Source organism: Microbacterium testaceum (genome assembly GCF_001476655.1).
GTDB classification, from domain to species: domain Bacteria; phylum Actinomycetota; class Actinomycetes; order Actinomycetales; family Microbacteriaceae; genus Microbacterium; species Microbacterium testaceum_C.
Window position 1 is genome coordinate 1 of the sequence record NZ_LDRT01000101.1, and the last position, 11,414, is coordinate 11,414.

Annotated in this window: 11 protein-coding genes; 8 read left to right on the forward strand and 3 right to left on the reverse strand. The window is 70.3% G+C overall.

Annotated features, from left to right (window positions below):
* Positions 1-2,509: LamG-like jellyroll fold domain-containing protein (locus tag NS220_RS13625; protein ID WP_206543027.1), on the reverse strand; the 2,509-nt coding region annotated here is incomplete at its 3' end.
* A gap of 288 nt (positions 2,510-2,797) precedes the next feature.
* Between NS220_RS13625 and NS220_RS13630 the strand changes: the two genes are divergently transcribed.
* Together NS220_RS13630 and NS220_RS13635 are read left to right on the forward strand one after the other, a co-directional pair.
* Positions 2,798-4,048 (forward strand): FAD-dependent oxidoreductase, encoded by a 1,251-nt coding sequence (locus NS220_RS13630; protein WP_058624581.1) that lies wholly within the window; start codon positions 2,798-2,800, stop codon positions 4,046-4,048.
* 85 nt (positions 4,049-4,133) lie between these two features.
* Complete coding sequence (locus NS220_RS13635) at positions 4,134-4,388, forward strand: hypothetical protein (RefSeq protein WP_058624582.1); 255 nt, start codon at positions 4,134-4,136, stop codon at positions 4,386-4,388.
* A gap of 295 nt (positions 4,389-4,683) precedes the next feature.
* Here NS220_RS13635 and NS220_RS13640 read toward each other — a convergent pair whose 3' ends face one another.
* Both NS220_RS13640 and fdhD read right to left on the reverse strand, forming a co-directional pair.
* A complete protein-coding gene (locus NS220_RS13640; protein WP_058624583.1) occupies positions 4,684-7,005 on the reverse strand; it encodes an FdhF/YdeP family oxidoreductase in 2,322 nt (773 codons plus the stop codon).
* A 59-nt stretch (positions 7,006-7,064) separates the two neighbouring features.
* Positions 7,065-7,955 carry a formate dehydrogenase accessory sulfurtransferase FdhD gene (fdhD, locus tag NS220_RS13645; RefSeq protein WP_058624584.1) on the reverse strand — a complete coding sequence of 297 codons (891 nt, stop codon included), beginning with the start codon at positions 7,953-7,955 and terminating at the stop codon, positions 7,065-7,067.
* Between the two features lie 268 nt (positions 7,956-8,223).
* Between fdhD and NS220_RS13650 the strand changes: the two genes are divergently transcribed.
* From NS220_RS13650 to NS220_RS13675, 6 genes are all read left to right on the forward strand, one after another.
* Positions 8,224-8,706, forward strand: coding sequence for an Asp23/Gls24 family envelope stress response protein (locus NS220_RS13650; RefSeq protein WP_058624590.1), 483 nt, complete (start codon positions 8,224-8,226; stop codon positions 8,704-8,706).
* Positions 8,703-8,891 (forward strand): DUF2273 domain-containing protein, encoded by a 189-nt coding sequence (locus tag NS220_RS13655; protein WP_058624585.1) that lies wholly within the window; start codon positions 8,703-8,705, stop codon positions 8,889-8,891. Before NS220_RS13650 ends, NS220_RS13655 begins: the two co-directional genes overlap by 4 nt.
* On the forward strand, positions 8,888-9,280 hold the full coding sequence (locus tag NS220_RS13660; protein ID WP_058624586.1) for an alkaline shock response membrane anchor protein AmaP: 393 nt from the start codon (positions 8,888-8,890) through the stop codon (positions 9,278-9,280). The genes NS220_RS13655 and NS220_RS13660 overlap by 4 nt, the downstream gene beginning before the upstream one ends.
* Positions 9,280-9,858: a DUF6286 domain-containing protein gene (locus tag NS220_RS13665; RefSeq protein ID WP_058624587.1), complete on the forward strand. Its 579-nt coding sequence runs from the start codon at positions 9,280-9,282 to the stop codon at positions 9,856-9,858. Before NS220_RS13660 ends, NS220_RS13665 begins: the two co-directional genes overlap by 1 nt.
* Positions 9,858-10,445, forward strand: coding sequence for a hypothetical protein (locus NS220_RS13670; RefSeq protein WP_058624588.1), 588 nt, complete (start codon positions 9,858-9,860; stop codon positions 10,443-10,445). Before NS220_RS13665 ends, NS220_RS13670 begins: the two co-directional genes overlap by 1 nt.
* 16 nt (positions 10,446-10,461) lie before the next feature.
* Positions 10,462-11,414 (forward strand): Asp23/Gls24 family envelope stress response protein (locus tag NS220_RS13675; protein ID WP_058624589.1); only part of this gene is annotated, 953 nt, incomplete at its 3' end.

Sequence of the window (11,414 nt, forward strand, 5' to 3'; positions counted from 1 at the left end):
CCTCGACGATGCCCTGGTCGGCGCCCTCCGTGGTGTCGGAGGGGGTCGGTGCCTGCTTGCCGTACTCCCAGGGCTGGCTGAGGGCGTAGATCTCGCTCAGGCCGCCGTCGAGGAGGGGGACGGTGCCCTTCGGGCCCATCTTCGCCTTCGCGACGAAGAGCTTGCCGCCGTTGGGCATGACCCAGTAGCCCTGGGTCACGCCGTTCTCGTCGCGCTCGAGGTACGAGACGTCGAACGCCGCCCCGTCGAGGACGGTGGGCTCGCCCCAGTTCTGCTGGTTCATCAGACCGCCGCTGCGCAACGACTCGTCGGAACCGATGTAGGGGATGAGGACGGTGTTGTCGCACCAGCCGCCGGTGGGGGCGTAGCCGCGGTTCATACCGGCGACGATCCACCACTGTCCGTTGATCTTGTGGAACTCCTGGGCCCAGATGTACCCGCCCCAGCCGTAGAAGGTGTTGGGGTACTGCGCCTGCTTGCCCGGGGTGCCGGCGTCGGGATCGATGACGATCTGCTCGGGAGCGTCCTTGAGGCCCGCGATCGTGGTCGCGCGCTTGAGGCCGATCTTCCGGTAGGCGTTGGCGTCGATCAGCTGGCTGTCGGGGGCGTTCGAGGGGATCGAGTAGTGCGAGCCCGTCAGGTACCAGTGCTTGTCGTCGTCGTTGTAGAACAGGTGCGGATCGGCCCGCGCGTCGTTGACCATCTCCTCCGCCGTCTGCTGCACGGTGCCGGACACCTCGTAGACGCCCGGGGTGCGGGAGTCGATCGCGGCGAGATCCGAGGCATCCCACTGCACGGGGAGGCTCTTCGTCGATCCGTCGTTGTAATCGAGGGTGACCGTGGCGGGGAGGTCGCCGGCCTGAACGGTGCGACCGTTCTCGACCTTCACGTCGGCGGGGGCGCGGACGCCGGTGTTCTGCAGGTCGACGTAGTTCTTGTAGAACGTGGCGAACTCGGCCTTCGACAGGCTGAACGAGCTGGCCTGCGCCTGCGCGGCGAAGGACGGCAGGCCGGTCCCGGTGACGCCGAGCGAACGCGCGTCCGCCTTGGTCGCGGCGGTCGGGGTGGCGGTGCCGCTGAGGTCGCCGAGCCGCGCCACGCGACCCTCGCCGGTGAGCTCGTCGAGCCAGAACGCCTTGTACGCGCCGGTCGCGGCGTCGAACTCGAGGCGGGGATTCTTCACGACCGACCCGTCGGAGGCGATCTTCACCGAGCGCTGGTTGCGGAAGGTCGCGCCGTCGCGCGCGTCCCACACGTACACCGAGTCGGTGGCGTTGTTCTGCGCGGCGACCGCTCCGAGCGTGCCGTCGGCGAAGCGCACCAGGGTCGGGGAGCCCATCTGCGCGTTGGGCCTCTGGGTCTGCGACCCGTCCCACGCGACGGAGAGGATCGCCTGCGAGCGATTCAGCGGCTCCCATGCGGCGGCGCCGGACGGGCGGGCCGAGACGAACAGGGCGTCCGAGCGGCGATCGTCGTTGTAGGCGAGCGGGTCATCCTTGACGCCACCGGTGGTCGTGACGGTCTTGACGTACGTGGCGATCTCACCGCCGGCGTCGAGGATCTCCGCGCTGGCGGTGACCGGGGTGGCGACGCCGTCGATCGAGGCGGTGAGGTTCACCGACACCGGACCGGAGTCGGGCCGCGTGATCTTGCCGTCGGTCGCGACGAGAGCAGCGCCCGCCCCCGTGGCCGACCAGGTGATCGCCCGACCGAGCACCGAGCCCGGGAGGTCGCCCGAGATGCGCGCCGGGATGCTGAGAGCGGCGGCCGGATCGCTGGTCGCGGAGGGGAGTCCCAGCTCGCTCGGCGTCAGGGCGCGGTTGTAGATGCGGAGATTGTCGAGCAGGCCGGAGAAGTACTCGCCGCCACCCCAGTTCGCCTTCCCGACCTGCAGGACGCCGCCGCTCGCGCCGAGGATCGCCGAGAGGGCGGGGCCGGCGGTGGTGCTGGACACGAGCTTCTTGTCCACGAACAGTCGCGCGGTCGAGCCCGAGACCACGAGGTCGACGTGCTTCCACTCGGTGGTCGCGACGGTCGAGACGAGGTTGCCCGCGGTGTTGCGGCCGCCGGCGTTGTCGTAGCGTTCGACGACGATTCCGGTGGTGCGGTCGAGGAAGCCGAGGTAGTGCTCCTGCGCGTAGGTCTGCGGCGCGGCGGTGCGCGCGGCGAAGACCGACCAGCCGACGTTGCCGGTGGCACTCGGCTTGCTGTCGTAGGAGATCGTGACGTCGTCGAGCCCGGTCAGCAGGGGGCTGCCGTCGTTCTTGGCGACGTTCAGCCAGAAGCCCGCGCCGAGCTGAGCCGCGTTGCCGGAGACACCGGGCACGAGACGCGCGGTGCCCTGGGTGGTGGCCGTCGCCCCCGCGCCGCTGAAGCTGGTGGTGCCGCTGTCGAAGGTGAAGTCGGCGATCAGGGAGTCCGTGGGGCCAGCCGCGTGCGAGGCGGCCGGGGCGAGCAGGCTCGCGCAGAGGGCGGCCGCGGTCGCGACACCCCAGGTGGTCGTCGCCACTCGGGTGCGGCGGCGGGTTCTCGCCGGGTGGGCGGGGTGCGTCTTCGGGACAGCCGGGGAAGGCAGGCGCATAACACTCTCCATCAAGTGGCTGGCCACCATTGGCCAGTGTTACCGCTCACAGTAACAGCGCGGACTCGTTGAATCCAGAGATGATTCGTCGTTTGCGGGACGACCGGCCGAGGGCTGTTCGCGGAGGCTTCGCGACACCACGCGGTTCCCCCTGATCGACCGGGACTCGATTCCCTCCCTCGTGCGGAGCAGAATGGCCGCGTCGAGGGGAGAGTCATGTCGACGCCGCACTCGCGCACGACCTGCGCCATCGTGGGTGGTGGGCCCGCGGGGCTGGTGCTCGGGCTCCTGCTCGCGCGGGGTGGCATCCGGGTCACCGTCCTCGAGAAGCACGCGGATTTCCTCCGCGATTTCCGAGGCGACACCGTCCACCCGTCGACTCTCGGACTGCTCGACGATCTCGGACTCTTCGAGCGCTTCGACGCGCTTCCGCAGTCCCGCGTGCGACAGTTCCGGGTCCCCACGGCGGATGGCTCCGACGTGGTGCTGGCCGACCTCGATCGGCTGCCGGTGCGGCATCCGTACATCGCGATGGTGCCGCAGTGGGACCTGCTCGACCTTCTCGCGGCGGCCGCGGAGGCGGAGCCGACCTTCACCCTGCTGCGCGAGCACGAGGTGACCGGGGTGCTTCGCGGAGGCGGGCGTGTCCGCGGCGTGACGTTCCGATCCCCGCGCGGCGAGGGCGAACTGCGGGCCGACCTCACCGTCGCCTGTGACGGGCGGTGGTCGGTCGTGCGTCGCGCGGTCGGTTTCCCGGTGCGCGAGTTCCGGGTGCCGTTCGATGTGTGGTGGTTCCGCATCACGACCGCCCGACACCTGTCGGAGGCGCTGCTCCCGCGCGTCCGCCGGGGCCGTATCGGGATCGCGATCCCCCGCCGTGGATACGTGCAGGTCGCGTGGATCGGACGGAAGGGGACGGATGCCGCGCTCCGCTCCGCCGGGATCGACGCGTTCCGCGCGCAGGTGGCCGAGCTTCTCCCCGACCTCGCCGACGACGTGCGCACGATCGCGTCGCTGGACGACGTGAAGCACCTCGACGTGCGCCTGAACCGCCTCCGCCGGTGGCACGCGAACGGCGTGCTCTGCATCGGCGACGCCGCGCACGCGATGTCGCCCGCGGGAGGGGTGGGGATCAACCTCGCGGTGCAGGATGCCGTCGCCACGGCGCGACTGCTCGCGGAGTCGTTGCGCGCCGGGACGCTCGCGGGTCCCCGGTCGGGGCGTCTGCTGGCCCGTGTGCAGCGACGGCGGCGGTTCCCGACCGTCGTGATCCAGACGCTGCAGCGCATCGTCCACGCCCGGGTGATCGCGCCGGTGATCGTCGGGGCGAAAGAGGTGGTGGTGCCCCGGGCGGGCGGCATCCTGCTGCGGCGAATGCCCTGGCTGAACGTGATCCCGGCGTTCGTCATCGGCGTCGGACCGCGTCCGGAGCGGGCACCGAGGTGGGCGCGGCGCGAGAACGGCTGAGCGGGTCACGTGTCCGCATCCGGATCCGCGTTCGTGATTCGGATCCGGCGCGCGCCGCTCGGGCGGTTGTCGCTAGCATCGCGCCATGACCTCTCCCGTGGCGCCGGTGCGAACGAGCACTCTCGCGGTCGTCGGCTTCATCGCGGCTTTCATCGTGCCGATCGCAGGGCTCGTGATCGGTATCGTCGCGCGCAATCAGCTCCAGCGGCCGGACAACGTCGAAGGCGGCGTCGGGTTCGCGCGGTGGGCCATGATCATCGGGGCTCTGGGGACGGCGGGAAACGTCGTGTTCATCGTCGTGTGGGCGTCGTTGATGGCCCGCGTGTTGTCAACGATGTGAGCCTCGGTTTCTTCTGCCGCTTTCGCAGAATCGCGCGAAGCTCGCACTTCTGGGACCGACTCTTGCGAGGAGCGGCCCATTCTGCGAGAGCCGCGGACCGCGCACGGGCGGGCCGGCTCCGCGGCGCGGACCCGCGGCTCAGCCCCGCGGCTCGGCCCCGCACGCGAGGCCCGGCCCCGCACGGGCGGGCCGGCTCCGCGGGCCGGCTCCGCGGGCCGGCTCCGCGGCGCGGCCCCGCGCGCGCCCGGTGCCGCGCGCAGGCGGCGCACCCCGTCCCCGTGCCGCGCCGCCTTTCCTACGCCGTCTTCGCGATGCGCACGCGGATGTCCTTCATCAGCGGCTGGTCGCTCTGGCGGCTGTAGTCGTCGGGGCCGAGGAGCACGTTGAGCTCGGGGAAGTAGCCGGCGGCGCTGCCGCGCGGGGTGTCGTACTCCAGCGCGCGGAAGCCCGTGACACTGCGGACCGAGCCGTCGCGCGAGGTCGCGACGATGTCGACGAGGTCGCCCTCGGCGATGCCGCGGTCCTTCATGTCGCGGCGGTGCATGAACACCAGCTCGCGGATGTTGCGGACGCCCCGATAGCGGTCATCGGCCGAGTAGATCGTGGTGTTCCACTGGTCGTGCGAGCGCATGGTCTGCAGCACCAGGACGTCGGCTTCCTCGGGAATGACGTTCGGCAGTTCGGCATCCGAGAACTCCGCCTTGCCCGACGGGGTCTGGAAGTCGCGCTCGCGGGCGGGCTGCGGGATGCGGAAGCCGTACTGCTGGCGTACGAGCTCGTTGAACCCCTCGAAGCCGGGCAACACCCGGGCCATCGTGTCGCGGATGCGGTCGTAGTCGCCGACGTACCACTCCCACGGCGTCGCCGAGTCGGGCATGGTGGCGCGAGCGATGCGCGCGATGATCTCGGGCTCGCTGAGCAGATGCGCAGACGCGGGCTTACGGGAGCCGAGCGAGAGCATGACCGAGCTCATGGCGTCCTCCGTCGAGATCGACTGGGGCCCTGCCTCTTGCACGTCGCGTTCGGTGCGGCCGAGACACGGGAGGATCAGCGCCTGCTTGCCGTGGGTGAGGTGGCTGCGGTTGAGCTTGGTGCTGACGTGGACGGTGAGTTCGCACCGGCTCATGCCCTCGGCGGTCAGCGTGGTGTCGGGAGCGGCGCGAACGAAATTGCCGCCCATGCCGATGAACACCTTGAGGTCGCCACGGTGGAGGGCTGCCACCGTGTGGACGGTGTCGAGCCCCGGCTCTCGCGGCGAGGTGATGCCGCAGACCTCGTCGAGCTTCGCGAGCCATTTCTCGGTGGGCTTGTGGTTGATGCCGCAGGTGCGGTTGCCCTGCACGTTGCTGTGGCCGCGCACGGGTGAGGGACCCGTGCCCTTTCGCCCCACGTTGCCGCGCAGCAGCAGCAGGTTGACGATCTCGCGCACGGTGTCGACGCCGTGCTGGTGCTGGCTGACGCCGAGGCACCAGCTGATGACCGTCCGGTCCGCGCTGAGATAGACGTCTGCGGCCCCGCGGATCTCGGCCTCGGTCAGCCCCGCCTGTTCGACGAGCTGATCCCACGGCGTCGCCTCGACCAGGGCACGGTAGCCGTCGAGTCCGGTCGTGTACTCGTCGAGGAACGCCTGGTCGAGTGCGGTCGGATCGGTCTCGGACGCCTCGAAGACGACCTTTGCCATGCCGCGCACGAGGGCGAGGTCGCCACCCGGGCGCACCTGCAGGTTCATCGTGCTCGTCGGCGTCGAGTGGAAGGTCGCCATGTCGACGATCTCGTGCGGCACGATCGTGCGCGTGCCGGCGACTTCGCGGAGGGTGTTGACGTGCACGACCTGGGCGCCGCGGTCGATGGCCTCGGCGAGGCTCGTCAGCATGCGCGGGGCGTTGGAAGCCGCGTTCACGCCGAGCACGAAGAGCGCGTCGCAGGTCTCCCAGTCTTCGAGATCGGCGGTGCCCTTGGGGGTGGCGAGCGATGCCGTGAGCCCGCGCCCCGAGCCCTCGTGGCACATGTTGGAGCAGTCGGGGAGGTTGTTCGTGCCCAATTCCCGCGCGAACAGCTGATAGAGGAAGGATGCCTCGTTGCTCAGACGCCCGGAGGTGTAGAACGCGGCCTGGTCGGGGCTGTCGAGAGCGGTGATCTGCTCGGCGATCAGGCGGAACGCATCGTTCCACGAGATCGGGATGTAGTGGTCGCTCGCGGCGTCGTAGACCATGGGGCCGACGAGACGGCCGGCGTCTTCGAGAGCGAAATCGGTCCACTGCGACAGCTCGGAGACCGAGTGCTCGGCGAAGAACTCTTTGCCGACGCGCTTGTGCGTCATCTCCCACGTGACGTGCTTGATGCCGTTCTCGCAGATGTCGAGCGCGACGCCCTTGTCATCGGGCCACGCGCACCCGGGGCAGTCGAAACCACTCTTCGGGTGGTTCATCGTGAACATCGCGCGGGTACCCGCGATGGGCTGTCGTTGCTCGAGGAGGACCTTGCCGACCGCCAGGGCGGCGCCCCAGCCCGCGGCCGGGTGTTCGTACTCGCCGGTGCTGGCCCAGTCGCCCGAGACGGCGGGTCCGAGGCCTCCCTGGCGCGGTTTCTCGGTCATCAGCCCGAACGATTCACCCATGCTCACCCTCCGTGGATTCGGTGCCGCGTCGGTGGCATCCACGCACCGGGCGGTCTTCGTCAGCGTACGCTCGACGCCTCCGTGAGGGAGGGGGTTGTGGGCAGGTCCGTGGAGGGAACCGCGATTCGGTCGGCGCGGGAGTAAAGGTTCATGCTGCCCCCGCGCACGAAGGCGGCGAGCGTGAGACCGGCGCGTTCGGCCAGCTCGATCGCGAGCGACGACGGCGCCGAGACCGCCGACAGGATCGGGATGCCGGCCATCACGGCCTTCTGAACGAGCTCGAAGCTCACGCGCCCCGACACCTGAAGCACCATGCCCTTCAGGGGGAGCCGATCGTTCAGCAGCGCCCATCCGACGACCTTGTCGACAGCGTTGTGTCGACCGACGTCTTCGCGCACCACGAGCATCTCGCCGGAGGAGACGTCGAAGAGGGCCGCGCCGTGCAGGCCGCCGGTCTTGTCGAAAACCTTCTGCCCCTCGCGCAGACGGTCGGGGAACGCCGCGACATCGCGGGCGTCGACGCGGACACCGTCGGTCGACACGTCATACGTCGACACCTTCTCCACCGCCTCGATCGAGGCGGTTCCGCACACCCCGCACGAGCTCGTCGTGTAGAAGGAGCGCGCGATGTCGGGGGAGGGTGGAGCGACCCCCGGAGCGAGCGTCAGATCGAGCACGTTGTAGGTGTTGCCGTCGGCACCGCCGGTTCCCGGCCCACCGCAATGGATCGCTCGCGCGAACTGGTCTCCGCGGCTGAGGACGCCCTCCGACACGAGGAAGCCGGCGGCGAGCTCGACGTCGTGTCCGGGGGTGCGCATCGTGACGGCCAACGGCGAGCCCGCGACGCGGATCTCGAGCGGTTCCTCGACGGCGACGGCATCCGGTCTCTGACGGATGACCCCGTCGAGGGTGATGCGGGTGACCCGCCGGGAGGCGGTGAGGCGACCCACGTCAGAACCGTGCCGAGGAGGAGAGGGGGGACATGCGTCGAGCGTACGCCGCAAAAACCGGCACGTGGGGATGCCGGGAGCCCGCGGATGTGGGAGCGCGGCCATCCGCGATTTTGCGCGACCGAGAACGATTCACATGCAAGCGGATACATATTTTTGATATTTCCTCAATCCCGGCGTGACGAATTCGCATCCCGGTACGTCTTATCCATGTAGGCCAAAGCGCCCACCCCGGCCCCGCCGGGAAGAACACGTGAAAGGCACCGACATGGCTACCGACGCCCCCACCACCCCCGCCGCGCAGAACGTCCCCCAGGCGGCATCGCGCGTGAACCGTCCGCTGAACGCCCGTGGCTCGGAGACCCCGACCGAGGGCAAGACCACGATCGCCGAAGGCGTCGTCGCGAAGGTCGCCGGAATCGCGACCCGCGAGGTCGCCGGTGTGTACGCCCTGGGTGGCGGCGGAGCCCGCGCGCTCGGTGCGATCCGCGACGCGATCAATGCGACCGACCTGACGCAGGGCGTCAAGGTCGAGGTCGGCGAGACCCAGGCCGCCGCCGACATCACGATCGTCGTGGAGTACGGCGCCCCCATCCAGGAGGTCGCCGACCAGGTCCGCAGCCGCGTGGCCGGTGCGATCAACCGCCTCGTCGGTCTCGAGGTCGTCGAGGTCAACGTCGACGTGAACGACGTCCACATCCCGGGCGACGACAACAGCGACGACGACAGCAACGAAAAGCGCGTCCAGTGAGCGCCTCCACCAAGGGCGCGCTCGTCGGGCTCGTCCTCGCTCTCAGCGCCCTGATCTTCGGCTTCTGGGGGTTCATCCTGGTCGCCCTGTTCATGGCCATCGGAATCGTCGTCGCCCGCATCACCGCGGGCGAGATCGATTTCGGCAACATCGTCAACGCCTTCAAGGGTCGGAGCACATCGTGACCACCGTCACCGCTTCCCCCGGGGTCGGCAGCCGCACCACGGTTGCCGGCCCCGGCCTCCCCGCGGGCCGCGTGAACGTCGCCGATCGTGTTCTGCAGAAGACGGCGGAGCGGGCCGCGGCCGACATCATCGGGGTGGATGCCAAGAACGTGCGCGTCGAGATCGTCTCGGCGCGCGACACCGCCGTGGTGCGCGTCACCACTCCATTTCCCGTCCCGCGCCTGGACGACACCGCCGCGGTCGGCGCGGCCGTCCCCGTCCTCGAGGCGGCGCGTACCGCGCAGACCACTCTGCGATCGCGACTGACGCACCTGTTCGGGCGCGACGTCTCGCGCGTCGATCTGACCATCTCGGGCGCCACCGTCCCCCAGCGAAAGCGAGTGCTGTGATGACCGATTCCGTGCTCCGCACCGTCGTGCGTCGCGAGACGCACTCGCCGCGCACCGTGGCCATGCTCGTCGTGGTGGTGCTCGCGCTGCTCGTCCTCGCGTACGCCGTGGTCGAGATCGTCCTCGCCCTCCTCGGACAGCAGCCGCTGCTGGTCTCCCCGGGCGTCGCGCTCAACGCCGTCGTCGCGGCTCCGACCGCGCTCCAGCCCGTCGCGTTCATCGTCGGCGGCATCGTCCTCGCGCTCCTGGGTCTCATCGTGCTCGTCCTCGCGCTCAAGCCCGGGCGCCTGTCCCGCCACGAGATGGCGTGGGGTGAGCGAGCCGTCGTCGTCGACAACGGCGTCGTGGCATCCGCTCTCGCCCAGCACCTCAGCAACGAGTCCGGTATCGCGCGGGACGACATCGTCGTCGGCGTCGCCCACCGCACCGTCGACGTCACCGTGCGCCCCCCTGTCGGCATCCCCGTCGACGAGGCGCAGTTGCGCCGCATCGTCGACGAAGAGATCTCGACCTACAAACTCTCGCCCGCCGTGCGCACCCAGGTGCGCGTGCAGCGCCCCGACACCAAGGAGTCCTGATGAACGCCACGCGCCGCGGTCTGAACCGCTTCGTCCTCTTCCTCGTCGGTGTCGTGCTGCTGGCCGCGGGTGCCCTGGCGCTCGCCGTGGCGCTGCTTCCGGGCGGTGCCGACACCTGGACCTCCGTCATGGGCGGCTTCCAGGGATGGCTCGAGTCGCTCGGGCGCGAGTCCGCCGGCTGGGGTGCTGTCGCCGCTCTCGTTGTGGTGGCCATTCTGCTCGTCGTCATCGCGTCCGCGGCGGTCCGCGGTCGTCGTCAGGCTCCCTTGCAGTCCACGGGCAGCGACAGCGCGGAGGGACGTATCACCATCACCGACGGCTTCGCCGCCGAGGCTCTCAACAATGCGCTCGCCGAGCGCGACGAGATCCTGTCCTCCCGCATCAGCGCCGGCGAGATCCAGCGCGAGTCGGTGCTCCACGTCTCGGTGACCCCGCGACAGAACACCTCCCCCCGCCAGGTGGCCGAGCACATCGACACGCTCGTGACGAACCTCGCCGCCCTCACCGGGCAGAACCTGCGCGCGTACATCTCCATCCATTCGGGTCTGCGCGCCAAGCTCGCACGCGACAACACCCGCGTGCACTGATCTCCCAGGAGACGTCATGACCAGCATCGACACACCCACCCTCGACGCGGCGGCCGAACTCGCGGCCACGGCCGCTGGAGCGGTCGACGGAGTACACGCCCTCGGCAGTCTCCTGGGACGGGCCTCGGATGCCGTGCGCGAACGCGTCGGCCTCGCGAGCACCGTTCCCGGGGTCAAGATCGACACCGACCGCGCCGACTCGGTGACCGCGACCATCTCCCTCGTCGTGGACTATCCGCACAAGCTGCACGAGGTCTCCGCAGAGGTGCGCCGGGCCGTGCGCAGCGCCCTGGAGCCCCTCGGCCGTGGGCGCATCGATGTCGACGTGGTCGTCACGGGCGTCTTCGGCCCGTTCGACCGGGACATCGTCGTCGAGGCGGAGGAGCGGGCGGATGCCGCCGCCGACCGCGCTCGCGAGGTCGCCGGTGCCGTCAAGGAGCGGGCGAATGCCGCCTCCGCCGCGGTGCGCGAGAAGGCCGACGAGGTCTCGACAGCCGTTCGCGAGAGGGCGGACGCCGCGTCGACGGCCGTGCGCGAGCAGGCCGATGCGGCTTCGGCGGTCATCCGGGAGAAGGCCGACGCCGCCGCCCGGGCACTCGGAAACGCCAAGGACGCCGCCGCCGACCTCGCGGCCGGCACCGCGTCCGCGGCCAGCGAGTTCGCCCGCGGGAACACCGAGGCCGCCCGCCGGGAACAGGCGAAGGCCGACATCGCCGCCGCCGACCGCGTGACCGACGGCCTCGAGCCGACGGACGAGGGCTCGGCCCTCGGCGGTCCGTCTGCCGACGGTTCCCCCGCCGGCGGTTCTGCCGTGGACGCTCTCGCCGCTGACGGTTCTGCCGTGGACGCTCTCGCCGTCGACGGTTCCGTCGTGGACGCTCTCGCCGTCGACGGTTCCGCCGTGGACGCTCTCGCCGTCGACGGTTCCGCCGTGGACGCTCCCCCCGCCGACGCTCCCCCCGCCGACGC